The organism is Anaerophaga thermohalophila str. Valhall, from assembly GCF_000250735.1.
Classification (GTDB): Bacteria; Bacteroidota; Bacteroidia; order Bacteroidales; family Marinilabiliaceae; genus Anaerophaga; species Anaerophaga thermohalophila_A.
On record NZ_AHZV01000005.1, the window covers coordinates 1 to 17,582 of the forward strand.

The 17,582-nt window shown below is 41.1% G+C and carries 6 protein-coding genes; 5 read left to right on the forward strand and 1 reads right to left on the reverse strand.

The genetic code is table 11. The annotated features are described in order from the left end of the window. The first annotated feature begins 169 nt into the window (after positions 1–169). From OQ5_RS0100245 to OQ5_RS0100265, 5 genes are all read left to right on the forward strand, one after another. On the forward strand, positions 170–9,805 hold the full coding sequence (locus OQ5_RS0100245) for a choice-of-anchor Q domain-containing protein (RefSeq protein WP_016775567.1): 9,636 nt from the start codon (positions 170–172) through the stop codon (positions 9,803–9,805). 4 nt (positions 9,806–9,809) lie between these two features. Beyond that, positions 9,810–10,817: a hypothetical protein gene (locus OQ5_RS0100250; RefSeq protein ID WP_016775568.1), complete on the forward strand. Its 1,008-nt coding sequence runs from the start codon at positions 9,810–9,812 to the stop codon at positions 10,815–10,817. Positions 10,818–11,055: 238 nt separating this feature from the next. Beyond that, positions 11,056–11,520 (forward strand): thioredoxin-dependent thiol peroxidase, encoded by a 465-nt coding sequence (bcp, locus tag OQ5_RS0100255; RefSeq protein WP_016775569.1) that lies wholly within the window; start codon positions 11,056–11,058, stop codon positions 11,518–11,520. A 365-nt stretch (positions 11,521–11,885) separates the two neighbouring features. Beyond that, positions 11,886–12,935 (forward strand): recombinase RecA, encoded by a 1,050-nt coding sequence (recA, locus tag OQ5_RS0100260; RefSeq protein ID WP_016775570.1) that lies wholly within the window; start codon positions 11,886–11,888, stop codon positions 12,933–12,935. A gap of 113 nt (positions 12,936–13,048) precedes the next feature. Continuing rightward, entirely contained in the window at positions 13,049–15,979 is a 2,931-nt protein-coding gene (locus tag OQ5_RS0100265) for an FAD-binding and (Fe-S)-binding domain-containing protein (RefSeq protein ID WP_026055042.1), read from the forward strand. Between the two features lie 182 nt (positions 15,980–16,161). Here the strand turns inward: OQ5_RS0100265 and OQ5_RS0100270 are convergent, their stop codons facing one another. Next, a complete protein-coding gene (locus tag OQ5_RS0100270) occupies positions 16,162–16,896 on the reverse strand; it encodes a DUF434 domain-containing protein (RefSeq protein ID WP_016775572.1) in 735 nt (244 codons plus the stop codon). Between the last annotated feature and the right edge of the window lie 686 nt (positions 16,897–17,582).

The window sequence follows — 17,582 nt, forward strand, 5'->3', positions numbered from 1 at the left end:
CAGTAGTGATAATTTACTTAAGTCATTGATCTGATTAAACTTTTATAATTATCAAAGTCTTAAATGAATATGTAAATATTTGATGGATGTAAGTTTCATCAGACCAAAAACTTAGACTAATTTAATACTGATGAAATAAATTTTTTAATAATTTTTTAATCCCTGACTTATGAGAAAGCTTTATACACTAACTTTTCTTTCTTTTTTGGTTTCTTTTTTCTTTTCAACGATTAAAGCTGATATTCTTTATGTGAAACCCGGAGCCGGCAGTCCGGCATGGCAGGGGAAAACCAATGTATACTCTGATTTGAAGACTGCGCTTGCCGATGCTGTGGCCGGTGATGAAGTATGGGTGGCTGCAGGAATCTACAAACCTACCAATGATGGTGATCGCAATATCAGTTTTGAGTTGAAAGACGGAGTGCATTACTATGGTGGTTTTGTTGGTGATGAAATTGAACTGTCTGAACGTGACTGGCAACTGAATGAAACTATTTTGAGTGGTGATATCGGGGTAGAGGGCGATAATAAGGATAATAGTTATCATGTTTTGGTGGCTAAAGGGACGGAAAGTTCTGCTATAACCAATAAAACCAGACTTGATGGTTTTATTATAGAAAAAGGCTGTGCTAACGATTATTTGCCTTCGGATTCATATGGCGGTGGTTTTTATTTAAAATATGCCTCTCCTCTTATTCTGAATTGTTATTTCAGAAATAATTATGCTTCTTCTGACGGAGGGGCTGTTTATGGAGATTATTTCAGTGACGTGAAATTCGGAAATGTAATTTTTTCCAGCAATAGTGCTCGTGGTGAAGGGGGTGGAGTGTATTCTAATTTTTTTGCATTGGAATTTTACAGTTGTGTATGGTATGATAATCATTCAGGTTACCGGGGGAGCGCTGTTAGAGGTAATTTTGCAAAAGTTTATAACTCAATTGCCTGGAATAATTCGGTTGTCTATAAAGATGATGATTTTTACGGTACATATATTTTTAATTCAATTTTCGAAAGAGGCTCATCTGATAATCACAATATTTCTTCCGATCCTCAATTTATTGATCCGGGAAGTGGTGATTTCAGGCTTCGAGCCGGAAGTCCTTCGCTGAACACGGGTGATAATGAAAAAGTTCCAGAATGGCTGGCAACAGATTATTTTGGCGCAGAACGTATTCAGAATGGTGTAGTGGATATGGGCGTCTCTGAAGGAGGTGTTGTGACCCCGATATTGGTGAGCCCTTCTGATAGTACTATGTTTGAATCAGATCATGCAAATGTCCTTTTGGAGTGGGGATGGAGCGATACTCAACCAGCCGATGTAGAGCATTATATCCTTGAATATAGCATCAACGGAGGTGAACCTGTTTCTGTTGAAAACCAGGAAAATTTAAGTTATTCATTAACAGGATTGAATCCTGCCAGTGTTGTTCAATGGCGAGTTGCCAGTGTAAATGCCTCCGGCGTTGAAAATTGGTCGGAGTTGTATTGGTTTGTTGTTTTACGCGGGCATCCGCTTCATGTAACCCCGGAGGGAAAGGGGACCGGAAGTTCGTGGAGTGATGCTATGGATTTGCAGACTGCCATTGACCTATCAATTGATGTGGACTCAATATGGGTAGCCAAAGGAGTTTATTATCCTACTAATACTACAGACAAGAACGTTTCATTTGAATTAAAAGATTATGTTAAGATTTTTGGTGGTTTCGCCGGTGATGAAACAACGTTTTCAGAGCGAAACCGGGTTGCCAATGAAACTATTTTAAGTGGTAATATTGGTGATAAAGAAGTGAAAACGGATAACAGTATCAATGTAGTAACAGCTTTGGGTACTGTAAAAAAACCCATTTCCATAAATACTGTTCTCGACGGATTTATAATTGAAGACGGGTATGCCAGAAACAATAGGGGAGGAGGAATGGTATTAGATAGAACCTCTATGATTGTACGTAATGTTTGGTTTCGCGATAACTTTGCAACCCGAGATGGAGGAGCTGTTTATATTAATTATGATTGCAGTCCGAAATTTGGAAATGTGTTGTTTACCGCTAATTCTTCAAGCTATAACGGAGGTGCTGTTTTTGTTTCAAACAGCGCTGAGTTCTATAACTGTACGTGGCATGGTAATACAGCCGGTGGCAGGGGTGGTTCTGTTTATGGTTCTGCAATTATTACTAATTCTATATCCTGGGGTAACTATTCGGGAGTGTACGATAATGAATTCTCCAGCAGCAATATTGTGCGAAATTCCATTTATGAAACTCGTGATGAAACCAACGGGAATGTTTCCGCAGATCCCATGTTTGTTGCACCCGATAAAAATGACTTCAGGTTACTGGCCGGAAGTCCGGGAGTGAATACGGGCACTAACGAGGATGTACCCGAATGGTTAACAACCGATTGGAACGGTTTTGATCGGATTCAGGAGGATACTGTGGACGTCGGATTTTCCGAAGGGGCGGTTTTAGCTCCGGTATTGCTTAGTCCGGCGAATAAAACCTATTTTGAAAATGGAACCGGCTCAGTACTTCTTGAATGGGGCTGGAACGAATCACAACCTTCAGATGTAGAGAGTTATGCTGTTGAATTCACTATTGATCAGGAAGAGCCTCTGCTAATGGAGGATATTCAGGGGATGAATTACACTCTGGCTGGTCTGGAATCGGGTAGTGTTGTTTCATGGTGTGTTTGCAGTGTAGATGAAAACGGCAGAAAAACCTGGTCGAAAAAGTTTAATTTTTCCATATTGAGGGGGCATCCGCTATATGTAACTCCGGATGGCACCGGCACCGGATCGTCCTGGACTGATGCCATGAGTCTGAAGGAAGCACTTGAAAACGCTGTGGATGGCGACTCAATTTGGGTTGCTAAGGGTGTTTACAAGCCTACAACAACAATTGATCGCAACATCTCTTTTGAGCTAACGAAAAATATAAGAATGTTTGGAGGTTTTGGAGGCAATGAAACTGAATTTAGTCAGCGAAACCATATTATCAATGAAACCATTCTTAGTGGTGACATTGGAGAGAAAGGTGTCTATACAGACAATAGTTATCATGTTTTATCGGCAGTGGGGACAACGAAAGAGCCTGATGACTGGAGTGCTGTGGTTGATGGTTTCACTATTGAAGATGGTTATTCCAATGATAACGGTGGCGGATTATACCTAAAATGGGCTTCTCCTGTATTTGTCAATATACATTTCAGAAATAATTATGCTTCCAACTATGGAGGGGCAGTTTATGATGACATCGGGAGTCAGGCTGAATTTGGAAATGTGCTCTTCACCGGGAATTCATCAGGGGAACTTGGTGGTGCAGTCTATGCGAATAAACTTTTGAAATATTACAACTGTGTATGGTTTAATAACTCCTCCAATTATGTGGGTGGAGCCGCGTATGGACGCAATAAAATTGTTAATTCCATATTTTGGAAAAACTCGACGGAAAACAATCATAATAACGATTTGAATTATGATGACCTGGTTTCCTATACAATTTATGATAACGGAAACAGTAATAATAACTTTTCAGGAAATCCGGAATTTATTGATGCTGAAAACGGGGACTTTAGAATAAAAGAAGAAAGCATTGCCCTGAATGCCGGAAGCAAAGATGTTATCCCTGAATGGTTGACTACTGATTATTTGGGGAATTCAAGGATTTTGGAAGATACCATAGATATTGGATTATTTGAGGGAGAAATTGTTGTCCCTAATCTATTGACTCCTGAAGACCAGTCAGTTTTCACTATAGAGGAGGGTGCATCTGTGAACCTTACGTGGGAGATTAAGGACAGTGATGTTGCTGCTACTATTTCTGATTTTCTACTTGAATATATAATGGCAGAAGATACTATCCTTATTGAAAATATAGCAGATTATGAATACAAACTTTCCGATATGGCACCCCTTGATGTTGTTAATTGGCGGGTTGGTTATGATGATGAAAGTGGCTATACCAATTGGTCTGCTTATGCTATTTTCAGTTTTTACAGGGGACACCCGCTTTTTGTGATACCCGGTGGTACCGGAGACGGCTCTTCATGGGAAAACGGTATTGATTTGAAAGGTGCATTAAGCATGGCAGTCAGAGCAGATTCACTTTGGATTTCCCGCGGAACTTACAAACCATCATTTACCGGTAGACGGTATTCTTCTTTTGTCATAAATAAAAATGTGAAATTGTTTGGTGGATTCTCAGGTGTTGAAACAGATTTTGAAGAACGTAATATTTATAAGAACCAGGTTGTTCTGAGTGGCGATATTGGGGAGATTGGTGTTGCGAGTGATAATAGTTATCATGTAGTCAAAATTACCGGTTCTCTGGATCATCCGGTAACAGAGATGATGGTTTTGGACGGTGTAACGATTGAAGGAGGCTATGGCGATGGCATTGGTTACAGCGATGGAGGGGGTTTGTATATTGATGGTGCCTTTCCTATTATAAAAAATGTGAGGTTTCGAAATAATTATGCTTCTTATAACGGCGGTGCTGTATATGGAGATCCCCAGAGTCGGGCTGAGTTTGGCAATGTTATTTTTATCAACAACGAATCGGGACATGATGGCGGTGCAGTTTATTCCCATAGTAATTTTAAGTTTTATAATTGTGTATGGTATAATAATTATTCCGGTTTCTTGGGTGGTGCTGCTTATGGCAATATGTCTGTCATTAATTCAATTGCCTGGAATAATTTTAACAGTTTTCGTAATAATGATTTTTATGGAAATTATACCTGCAATAATTCAATCTACCTGAAGGCTTCAAATTCTAATGGCAATATTTCAGAAGATCCTGCATTTATGGATGCTGAAAATTCAGATTTCAGATTAAGGGAGGAAAGCCCTGCTATTAATAATGGAAATACAGAAGCTGCTCCTGCCTGGCTGACAGAAGATTATTTCGGGAATACTAGGATTCTTGAGGATACTATCGATATAGGTAGTGTTGAAGGCTTTGTGATAGTACCTGAATTGGAGTCACCGGAGGATGGTTCTGTTTACTCTAACAGTGAAGTTGTACTGGATTGGAGCCTTGATCCTTCTGTTGCTGAAAATGTGTCAGATTACAAACTGGAGTATATTGTGAACAATACCGATACAACGCTGATTGAAAATATTTCGGAACAGCAATTTACGCTTAATAACGCTTCTCCGGCCGATTTTATCCAATGGCGTGTTGCTTATGTAGATGACAATGAATTTATAAATTGGTCATCGAGGTCATCATTTACTATTTACAGGGGACATCCTTTGTATGTTGTTCCCGATGGACCAGGAGATGGTTCTTCCTGGGCTGATGCAACCAATCTTCAGGATGCATTGCATATGTCAATTGTCGGAGATTCTATCTGGATTGCAGCAGGAACCTATAAACCGACATCGACAACCGATCGCAATATTTCCTTTGAGATAAAAGATAATGTAAAACTGTTTGGAGGATTTGCAGGAACCGAGTCTTCATTCTCAGAAAGAAATCTGGTGAAAAATAAAACCATTTTGAGTGGAGATATCGGTGAAGTTGGAGTAGATACGGATAACAGTTATCACGTCGTTCAGATGAGGGGAACCGAAGCAGTGCCGATCACTCAAAACACGGTAATGGACGGAGTGGTGATTGAGAAAGGATATGGCGACGAACATTCAGCTATGGATGGAGGTGGACTTCTGTTAGAAAAAGCTTCTCCGGTTGTCAGGAATGTTTGGTTCCGTGACAATTATACCCTTAATGAAGGGGCCGCAGTTTATGGAGGTTTTTATAGTGATGCCAGCTTTGGAAATGTCATTTTTGTTGATAATGAATCTCAGTATAACGGAGGGGCTATCGTTGGCTATGGAAATATGGAGATTTTTAATTGTGTGATGTACAAAAATTATGCAGCGGGTGTAGGCGGTGCTGTCTATGGTAGCGGTGTTACAGTTACTAATTCTATAGCCTGGGGAAATACTGCCGGAGTCTCTTATGATGATTTTGACTATAATTGCACTGTTACCAATTCTATTTATAGTGGCTATGGCAACAGTGATGGAAATAATCTTTCTCAAAATCCACTGTTTGTTGATGCAGAGGCATTTGATTTTAGATTACAGGAAGGTAGTCCTGCCATTAATGCCGGAAATACTGAAATTTTGCCCGACTGGCTTACTCATGATTACTGCGGGGTTCCCAGAATTCAGAAAGACACTGTGGATATGGGTGCTTTTGAAGGTGAAGTTATTATCCCCATACTTGTTAGTCCTGCTGATAAATCTAATTTCGAGGCTGATGCCTCCACCGTCCTTTTGAAATGGGGGTGGAAAGAATCTGCTCCGGATAACGTTAATGACTTTGTTGTAGAGTATACTATTAATGAAGGAGAACCTCAATTGATTGATAATATAAGCGGATTGGAAACTCAACTAACAGGACTTCACCCGGCTGATATTGTTTCCTGGCGGGTTGGCAGTCTTGAGAATACAGGTTTTACAAACTGGACGGAGCACATAACTTTTACGGTTAATCGTGATCATCCGATTTATGTTAAACCCGGTGCAGCAGGCAATGGCTCATCCTGGTTGGACGCTATGGATCTTAAAGATGCCCTGGAAATGTCTATTCCTAATGATGAGATATGGGTAGCAGAAGGGGTCTATAAACCTGTTGATACTTTAGGAGACAGAAGTAGTAGCTTTTCTTTGAAAAATGGCGTGAAACTTTATGGTGGTTTTGGTGGTTTTGAGTCTTCTGTTGATGAACGTGACTGGCTTGAAAATGAGACCATCCTTAGCGGAGATATTGGTGTTACTAATGTTATGAACGACAATGTTTACAATGTTGTGACAATTAGTGGAACCGAAAAACTGCCGCTCAAAGGGAACGTGCTGGACGGATTTATCATTGAAAAAGGAAATGCCAGGTATCATGGTGGTGGAGTTTATATCAGCCGGGCGGCTCCCGAACTGAGAAATTTATGGCTGAAAGATAACCATGCTGAGACATGGGGCGGTGCCATATATATTAAGGAGGGAAGCAATCCTGTATTTTCAAATGTGTTGTTTGTGAATAATAGTGCCGGTTCTGATGGTGGTGCAGTTATGGCTTCTTCTGATGCCACTTTCAATTCTTGTTTGTGGTATGGGAATGAAACGCCTTACATTGGCGGGGCTATATTCAAATACTGGAATGCAGAGGTGCAGGTATACAATTCTATTGCCTGGAACAATGAGGCATCTACCTGTGATGATTTTAATTTTAGTGGCAGTTTGCAGCATTGTCTGTTTGCCGGTGCTGATGATTCTGATGGAAACATTTCGGAAGATCCCATGTTTGTGGATGCTTCCAATAACTTTTTCCAGTTACAAAAAGGATCCCCGGCTATAAATGCAGGTGATAATGCTCTGGTACCGGAAAACTTATCCACAGATATTTCAGGCTTTGACCGGATTTATGGTAAAACTGTTGATATAGGACCATTTGAACACGTTCATATTGAACATATATCTCCTTTAAATGGTGGTAGTGGCACAAAAGATTTCAGTATGCTGATGATGCTCGACCTTGTTTGGGGAATCACTGATGGAACAATGGTGCCACAAACCGAGATTCCTTCAGGTTTTAATTATCAATTAAGACTATGGGAAGCAGGCGATGAAGAAAATATGCTGGAGAATGGTCCGTTTACTGCCCATAGCGGTATTGAAGGTTCAAATAACAGTACAACTATAGGAAATTTGGAGTTTGGAACTGCATATCAATGGAGTATCGGGCTGGATTACGGTAATTATGTTGTCTGGTCTGAGCCAACTACCTTTTATATTGGGCACGACCACACCATTAAAGTAAAAGAAGGAAGCACAGGAACTACCGGTGTTTCCTGGGATGATGCTTTTGGTACATTGCATGAAGCCATCGATTATGCATTGCCCGCTGACGAGATATGGGTTGCTGCCGGCACTTATTATCCTGTTACACCCGCCGATCCTGATAATGTAACCCGGGCTGAACGCGAACAAGCTTTGGTGCTTAAACCGGGATTGATTATTTATGGTGGTCTGGCTGGCAATGAATCCAATGCCCGGGATCGTAATCATGTGGAAAATCCTGTTGTTTTGAGTGGAGATATCGGCATAGCCGGGGATGATTCGGATAACAGTGTAAATCTTATTCGAAACGAGTATGACGCTACTACACCTCTCAATGCCGGGACATTAATCGAAGGTTTTATTTTTGAAGATGCTACCGAAACTGCCATGTACAATGTAAATGCCTCACCTTCGGTTGAGTATTCTGTTTTCCGAAACAACAATGGTGTTTACGGTGGAGCTGTTTACAATGAAAATTCCAGTCCGAAGTTTTTTAACGTGTTGTTTCATGATAATGAAGCATCCCAGGAAGGAGGAGCCATTTTTGCCGATGTAGATTCTCATCCGGAATTGTTGAGCTGTACGGTTGCTGATAATATTGCCACTAATACAGGTGGTCTTTCAGGAAATTATGATGTTAGAAACAGCATCGTCTATGGCAACGAGAACGGACAGTTTTCCGACATGCAATCCATAGTGCTTTATTCTTGTGTGGAAGGCGGGTACAACGGAGAAGAGAATATCTCTTATAATCCGCAATGGAGCGATCCGGAGAATGATGATTATACTCTTCAGGAATTTTCTCCCTGTATTGATCAGGGAAATCAGTCGTATTTCGAAGATTTATTTTCTTATGATCTGGCAAAAAAAGCAAGAACTCATTGGCTGGAGACAGATATGGGTGCTTTCGAAGTTCAGGAAATAGGGACATTGGAGGTCGTGGAAAGTTCTATTGTCACTGACGGATTAACTGATTTTATTGATTCCATTACAATACAGTTTAATCAACCGATAGCAGTTGATGAATCGATCTTGCCCACTTTTACACCTGATGTAGAAGTAACCTGTAATGTTTCTCATGAAGACAGCACATTGCTTGTCATTACTCATCCCGGACTGGAGGCATCTAAAGACTATTATCTTGAGTTGCCCGAAGGAATGATTTTCCATGCCAATAATGAAATGATTATCAGGAGCCTTTTGGCTTATAATTTCGTGACCAGGGCCTGTGTACCGGTTTCATTGACAGCTCAAAATGCCAATGTGGAGGTTTGTCCGAGAACTTCAGTTGTTCTTGAGGCAGCTATAGAAGGTGATGTTTTGGACTATGTATGGGTGTTTAACAGCCAGGATACGTTAATTACTAATGTTGATTCGGTTTCTATAGAGTCTGTTGTGACAGAAAATACCGGTGTTTATACGTTAAAAGCCACTGATTGGTGTGGTTCTTCTGATGAAACTACAATAAATCTTCAATTTAAAGAAATGACCGATTTGGTGATTCCCGAACCCAAATGGGAGTCTGTCTACTTTGTTGATAACATTAGTGGAAATTTTTCCAATTTTAAATGGTATGCTGATGGAGAACAGGTGTCGGAAAAGCAATACCTTAATCTTGCTTCACAAGATGGGAGTGAGTTTGTTGTTACCGCCCTTGACGAGGTTTCACAATGTGTGGTTTATTCCGATACTATTAACTATTCTGGTAGTGGATTGAAATCGGCCATAGTTACCCCCAATCCTGTTCAAAGTGGAAATGCAGTGACAATTCGTTTGCCCGAAATATCCGAAAAGTCAAGAATCCGGCTTTATGATATGAAGGGACGCCTGTTGGTTGATCAGGCCTGGGGAGAAAGTGATCTGTTGAAGCTGGAGAAGACGCAATTTAAGCCCGGCGTTTATCTGTTAAGAATAGAATACGTGGACGAACGTCTTGAAGAACGTAAATTGCTTATTAAAGAATAATTTAATGGTGCAGAGGTCCAATCCGGCCTTTGCACTTTTCTCTCGTATTCTCAAAAAAATAATCAATATTTCAAAAATCAGATTTGATAACATCATGAACTACAATATTTCACCCGTTACCTGCAGAATAAAGCGTCTTGTTACAGTTATAATTTTATTTATTTGGATGTTACCATTGCCAGGACAAGTATCAGAAAAAAACGATTCAGTTTCTGTTGCGAGTAAATCGGAAACCGCCAAAATAACAGAAGATGAGCAAAAAATGGTTTGGGTTTCCTTATATGCAGGAGCCGGATTGAGTCAGTGGAATCATTCAATAGAAGAAGTTACAATGGATCCGGCTTTGGAAATTGGAGGAGGATTGGCCCTCAATTTCAGGATAGTTGACTGGCTCGAAGTATCTACTGGGGTTGGAATCTCACTATTCTCTTTCGAGGCAGTTGTGGAAAATTATAATGCCACAATGCCTGCCATTGATAACGAAGGGGATGAATATGAAAAGCAAATATATGCTTCGGATGTTATTGAGGAACAAAAGTTTGTCTGGCTTAACATACCTATGGCGGTACGTTATGTTTTCAACTTTGGGCGGTGGGACATATACGGAGGCGCCGGGGCGGAGTACTGTATGGCTTTGAAAAGCTCTTATGAACAGGAGGGTGTGTTTTCTCATCACGGATATTATGAGCAATACGATCTTTTGATTGACGATCTGCCCGATTTAGGGTTTTATAATGAAAGATCAATGTACAAGGATGATGATCTGGAAATGGATGATATGTTACTTCCTTTTGTGGAAGCCGGTGTTGTATTCCCGGGTAAGAAGTCACATTTTTTTATTGAAGGTCGGTATTACATTTTGGGCAACGATCCATTCGGAGATAAACAGGAGGTGCTTTTCCCCGGTCCTTCAAATAATGAGAATGTTGTGTTTTTTAATAATGAGAGTGTTATGAAAAGTGGTGATATTTCTTTTTCTGGTTTCAGAGGTGTAATTGGTATTCGGTTTTAACCTGATTTATTCATAAGTTTTCGTGATGAGATGTTCAAATATCAAGAAATACAAGCAACCGCAGATAAAACCGGAGAAGGGAATAATGAATTATTTTCGAGCCGATTTTATCGAGGACGCTTGTATTTCACAGATAGTTGGACATCGTAATAGGAAATTTATGAATAGATCAGGTTAACTGTTTTACAAACAAAATTCCGATGTTCGTGTTTTTATACAAACTAAAAACAGTAATGCTATGACAAAACTAAAAGAAGGACAAAAGGCACCTGCCTTTACCGGTAAGAACCAGGACGGAAAAGAAATTTCGCTGAGTGATTTTAAAGGACAAAAAGTTGTTTTATATTTCTATCCGAAAGATAATACTTCAGGATGTACTGCCGAAGCATGCAATTTGAACGATCATTTGGATGAATTTGCTGGAAAAGGATTCAGGATTATCGGTGTAAGTCCCGACAGTGAGGCATCTCATCGCAAATTCATCGATAAACACGGACTGAAATTCGATCTTATAGCCGACACCGAAAAAGAAATTCTTCAAAAATACGGGGTGTGGGCCGAGAAAAAGATGTATGGTAAGACATATATGGGTGTTGTTCGAACTACTTTTATCATCGACGAGAATGGCGTAATAGAGAAGGTTTTCGATAAAGTGAAAACCAAAGAACATTCCGAGCAAATATTTTCCGAGTTGAATCTTTAATTTTTATGGTTATCTTTAAGCTGCGAAAATGAAACAAGCATGACAAGGTTTGTCATAATAGATCATTAGATTTTTAGATAAAAGATTTAAGATGAAACGAATATGACAGAATTTATCACAATAAAAAATGTATAAAATCTTGCATGCAAATTTCATAAGACCAATAACTTAGACTAATTTTATGCTGATAAAACGAGTATGGCAGGGTTTGTCACAAAAGAACATGTATAAACCCCAATCATGCGAGTTCCATTAGGCCAATAACTTAAGTAAATTATATACTAATGAAAGGACATTATTTTCGTAAGCCCTTGTACCCAATTGTCCCTTCAGACAATTTGAACTACTAAACAGGAAATTTTAATATGGCCGAACAACAACAGGAAAAAACGGAAAAGAAACAACAGGAAGCGAAAAAGGTGAATGCCGAAAAGTTGAAAGCACTTCAGCTTACCATGGATAAAATTGATAAGACCTATGGTAAGGGAGCTATTATGCGCATGGGAGAATCGGTAGCCGAAAATGTACCTTCCTTTTCGTCCGGTTCCATTGGTCTTGACCGGGCCCTTGGCGTAGGAGGTTACCCACGTGGACGGGTGATCGAAATATACGGACCGGAATCATCAGGAAAAACAACCCTGGCCATTCATGCCATGGCTGAAGTGCAAAAACTGGGCGGCATTGCAGCGATTATTGACGCAGAGCATGCCTTTGACCGTTTCTATGCGGAAAAACTCGGGGTAGATGTTGAAAATCTGCTTATTTCGCAACCCGATAATGGTGAACAGGCACTTGAAATTGCCGACCAGCTGATTCGTTCATCAGCCATTGATCTGGTCGTGGTCGACTCGGTAGCAGCTCTTACACCAAAAGCTGAAATTGAGGGAGAAATGGGTGATAATAAGATGGGACTGCAGGCACGCTTAATGTCACAGGCACTGCGAAAACTCACTTCCAATATCAGCAAGACCAATACCTGTTGTATATTTATCAACCAGTTGCGCGAGAAAATTGGTGTGATGTTTGGAAATCCCGAAACCACCACAGGCGGAAATGCTCTTAAGTTTTATGCATCAGTCCGGCTGGATATTCGTCGTGTTACACAAATCAAAAACGGTGATGAGGTGGTTGGTAACCATACCCGGGTGAAAGTTGTGAAGAACAAAGTGGCGCCTCCGTTTCGCAAGGCTGAGTTTGATATAATGTATGGTGAAGGTATTTCTAAGATTGGCGAAATTATTGATCTCGGCGTGGAGCATGGCATTATTAAAAAGAGCGGTTCGTGGTTCAGCTATGGAGATACCAAGCTGGGACAGGGACGGGAAGCAGTGAAAGATGTAATTCGCGATAATCCCGAGCTGGCCGAAGAGCTGGAAAAGAAAATCGTTGAGGTATTGGATAAAGAGAAACAATAATAGCTCTTTTGGGAGCAGAAGTCATTGATATTATTTTGGTACTGGATTTTTAATTGCGGAATTTGTGGATTTGGAGTTTATAGGGCATGCCTGTTGCGGGTTTGCCCTATTTTATGGAGACTTTTATAACAACACTTATCAATTCATTGAAGGGAAAAGTATTTACCGACGAGGTTATTCGAACCTTATATGCAACCGATGCTTCGGTCTATCGCGAAATGCCGTTGGCTGTCGTCTTTCCTGAAGATGAGGATGATATCAGGGATTTGATCCGGTTTGCCCGAGAAAATAACGTGGCGTTAATTCCACGCACAGCCGGAACATCTCTGGCCGGTCAGGTAGTGGGCAATGGGATTATTGTTGATGTTTCCCGCACTTTCACGAAAATCCTGGAAGTTAACCCTGATGAAAAGCGGGTGCGGGTACAGCCCGGTGTTGTGCGTGACGAACTCAATTTGTTGCTGGCCGAATACGAACTCTTTTTTGGTCCTGAAACTTCAACTTCCAACCGTGCTATGATTGGTGGCATGGTAGGAAACAATTCATCCGGAGCAAATTCTTTGATTTATGGAAGTACGCGCGACAATATTCTTGAAGTGAGCGGTTTTTTAAGCGATGGTTCGAGGGTTGTTTTCGGGGAACTGAACAATGATGAATATCGTGAAAAATGTAACTCTTCCGACGATTCTCCTGAAACAACTATTTACAGAAACATCGATAAAATACTTAGCAACGAAAGAAACCTGGAAAATATAGAGCGTGAATTCCCCAAGCCTTCAATAAAAAGGCGCAATACCGGGTATGCGCTTGATGTACTGGCCGGTATGTCTCCATTCAGCAAGGAGGGGCCCAATTTCAATTTTGCAAAGCTTATTGCCGGTTCGGAAGGCACTTTAATGTTCATTACTGAAATTAAGTTGCGCTGTCATCCTCTTCCCCCAAAGGAAAAAGGTTTACTCTGTGTACATTTTTATACCCTTGAAGAGGCTTTGGAGGCAAACTTAATCGCCTTGAAGCACCATCCGTCTGCCAGCGAACTGATGGATGATTTTATTCTTAACTGCACAAAAAACAATCCCGAACAAAACAGGAACCGCTTCTTCCTTAAAGGTGAACCGGAAGCATTATTGGTCGTTGAATTCACGCGTCATTCCCGGGCGGATGTCGAGAAAGCTGCCCGCAATCTCATTGTCGATCTGCAACGTGCCGGACTGGGATATCATTATCCTCTGGTTACAGGCACCGACATAAAGAGGGTGTGGTCGTTACGAAAGGCTGCACTCGGAGTGCTTTATACAACTCCGGGCGATGCGAAGCCGGTGGCTGTTATTGAAGATACATCGGTTGCTGTTGAAGACCTGCCGGCTTATGTTTCCGATTTCAGGAAATTACTGGAACCGCTAAATCTTACATGTGCTTTCTACGGGCATGCAGGCTCAGGAGAATTGCACCTGCGTCCGGTTATCAATCTTAAAACTGCAGAAGGGCAAATGCTTTTCAGGAAAATAGCCGAAGAAACAGCACATCTGGTAAAAAAATATAACGGATCGTTGAGTGGAGAGCATGGCGATGGCCGTTTAAGAGGTGAGTTTATCCCTTTTATGGTCGGGGATGAGAATTATACGCTTTTTCAGGAAATTAAAAATATCTGGGACCCGCGGCACATATTTAATCCGGGTAAGATAGTAGATGCTCCGCCAATGGATACCCATCTCCGTTACCAACCCGATGTTGAAACTCCTGAAATTAAAACCATCTTTGATTTTTCGCGAGAGAAGGGTTATATCAGAGCTGCCGAATTTTGTAATGGTTCGGGCGATTGCCGGAAGACTCATTTGTCGGGCGGGACAATGTGTCCCAGCTATATGGCCACCCGTGACGAAATGCATACCACCCGTGCAAGAGCCAATATTTTGCGTGAGTATGTTCGGAAACCATACGTAAAAAACCGGTTCAATCATCATGAGATTTTCGAGGTGATGGATTTGTGCCTGTCTTGTAAGGCTTGCAAATCTGAGTGCCCGTCGAGTGTTGATGTCGCAAAACTTAAAGCTGAGTTTCTTCAACATTATTATGAGGCCAATGGCGTGTCATTCAGAACCAGACTTATTGCCAATATTTCACGGTTAAACAACCTGGCTTCTATATTGCCGCAACTATACAATTTCACAATTACCAACAGGGTCACATCCCGACTGTTTAAAAAGATTGTTGGTTTTGCCCCCAGTCGTTCTTTTCCCAAGCTGCAGCCTGTAACGCTGGAAAAATGGTTTCGAAAACATTTCAGAACCACCAGGGTTTCTGCCAAACCAAAGAGAACAGTTTGTTTGTTCAATGATGAATTCACCAATTTTAATGATTCTGATATAGGTCGGAAAGCTGTTTTGTTGCTTGAAAAACTCGGGTACGAAGTGATTATCCCGAAGCATGTGGAAAGCGGGCGTGCCTGGTTGTCGAAGGGATTGTTGAAGAAAGCGAGAAATATTGCAGTGAAGAATGTTGAGTTGCTGAAAGATGTTGTTTCGGATGATGTGCCCCTTCTGGGAATTGAGCCTTCGGCCATCCTTGGTTTCAGAGATGAATATATTGATCTTGTTCCATCAGAGCTTAAAGAGCCTGCCCGCTCTCTTGCAAAAAATGCTTTGTTGTTCGAAGAATTTATTGAACGGGAGGTCGACGCAGGGAACATTACTCCTGGTGATTTTATTGATTCCCCGAAAAAGATAAAACTTCATGGCCATTGCCACCAAAAAGCCTTAGGTTCTCTTGATCCTACTATAAGACTGCTAAGTCTGCCGCGAAATTACGTGGTGGAAGTCATTCCTTCGGGGTGTTGTGGTATGGCCGGTTCATTTGGATATGAAAAAGAGCATTACGATGTGTCAATGAAGATTGGGGAACTGGTATTGTTCCCGGCTATTCGGCAAAAATCCAAAGAAACCATTATTGCAGCTCCCGGAACCAGTTGCCGGCATCAGATCAAAGACGGGACAGGGGAGAAGGCCTTTCATCCCGTGGAAATATTGTATGATGCTTTAAGGTGAAGTGATGCAGTTGGCAGGCAGAGAGCAGAGGGCATGGGGCATAGAGCAGAGGGCATGGGGTTCACCTGTTTGAATGGTAAAAGGGTAGAAGGGTGGAAAGGTGAAAGGGTGAAAGCATGAAGCAGAGTGCAGAGAGCGGGGGGCAGGAGGCGAGGGTGGAAGGAAAATATTATGGACAGACACTAATTATGCTTCCAGATATCAATAAGCCAGTTAGATTCAATAATACGGTTTTCCAGGAAGAATGAGATTAGATTGAACCATTGATTGCAGCGTGCAAGTATCTGGGAGTCGGAGGATATAACAATTTTGTCTGCTTCAGCAACTTTATTATCGGTCTGATCTGCCAGTTTGGTTTGCCATTGTATGTCGTTTTCAAGACCCACCTCTTGCACGAATTTCGCCAGCCTGCCGGAATTACTTACCGGCTTATCGAACACCCATAAAACAGAACTTGCATTGTATTGCTTGAAAAAAGCTGCAGTCAAAGCAATGGCTTTGGGTGTTTCACTGATTTTTCGGTAGGAGCCGTGAAGTCCTGATATATCTCTTATCAATCCGTCTCTTCCTTTGAAAACCGGAGCACCGCTCAAAACTGCTTCCATTATGATCAGCAGATTAAATCCGTCAATAATCACGGATCGGTGTTTCAGAGCTTCAGGAGAAGATAGTTCCCCGGTGGCCACACGTTCAACCAGTTCTGACGGTTGACAAGCCCGGTCAAGTGCTTTTCTCTGTCGTTCTTGCAGTTTAAAATGGTCACCCACCAGTTTCAGAGCAGCTTTTGCCGTATAATTTTTATCCAAAAGCCAGCAATAATCTTTCGCCGCTGCAGCCATTATTTCAACCTGGTCTTCTGTAAACAGCAAATGATCTCTGGGGCCTGGACCTCTGTGTTTGCGATTGTCTGGTGACATAGCCGATGCATTATATCGGAGGATACAAATTTTGTTTCTTAAAGGTATTGATAATTTTGACATTGGCCAGGTCTAAATCAGATTTTGAAACTACAGCTATTGCCAACTGAATCTGTAACTTTACAGGCAAACTTATAAAACCTAACCTGGACAAGCCAGAACCAAACAAATTTATACATTATCTGTCGCAGCTCCGCAGCTTTTTGTTTTTCTTATTACATAACTCTACCGTTCTGTCGCCGCTCCGCGGCTATTAACTGTTGTTATAGGGTTGTCAATACTAAAACCGCGGAGCGGTGACAGAGCGGTAACATTACCAATAAAGTCAGTAACAATTAACCGCGGAGCGGTGACAGAGCATTAATTTTGCCAAAAAAAACTCGAATATCAGGGGTAAGACACTAATTTCCGCAATGATTTTACGATGACTAATAAAAAGGCTTGTGGAAATTGGGATAAACCCGATTTAGCCCGGATTATTCATAAATAATCCCTGTCTCTGACAAAGACTAAGATTCACTTCATTCATAAAGAAATAATTTATGAATAGTTCCGGTTAAAAAATTACTTAATTAGGGGCTGCTGAATAAGTCAGCAGCCCTATTTTAAATTTATATTTTATTGTCCTTTTTGGCATTGTCCCAAAAAGAACGAAAAAAGTCTAGTCCGTTTAAACCTATCCGCCC

Coding starts and splice junctions, on each gene's coding strand:
- OQ5_RS0100245 (WP_016775567.1), top strand. CDS start 170: ATGAGAAAGCTTTATACACTAACTTTTCTTTCTTTTTTGGTTTCTTTT.
- OQ5_RS0100250 (WP_016775568.1), top strand. CDS start 9,810: ATGGTGCAGAGGTCCAATCCGGCCTTTGCACTTTTCTCTCGTATTCTC.
- bcp (WP_016775569.1), top strand. CDS start 11,056: ATGACAAAACTAAAAGAAGGACAAAAGGCACCTGCCTTTACCGGTAAG.
- recA (WP_016775570.1), top strand. CDS start 11,886: ATGGCCGAACAACAACAGGAAAAAACGGAAAAGAAACAACAGGAAGCG.
- OQ5_RS0100265 (WP_026055042.1), top strand. CDS start 13,049: ATGGAGACTTTTATAACAACACTTATCAATTCATTGAAGGGAAAAGTA.
- OQ5_RS0100270 (WP_016775572.1), bottom strand. CDS start 16,896: ATGTCACCAGACAATCGCAAACACAGAGGTCCAGGCCCCAGAGATCAT.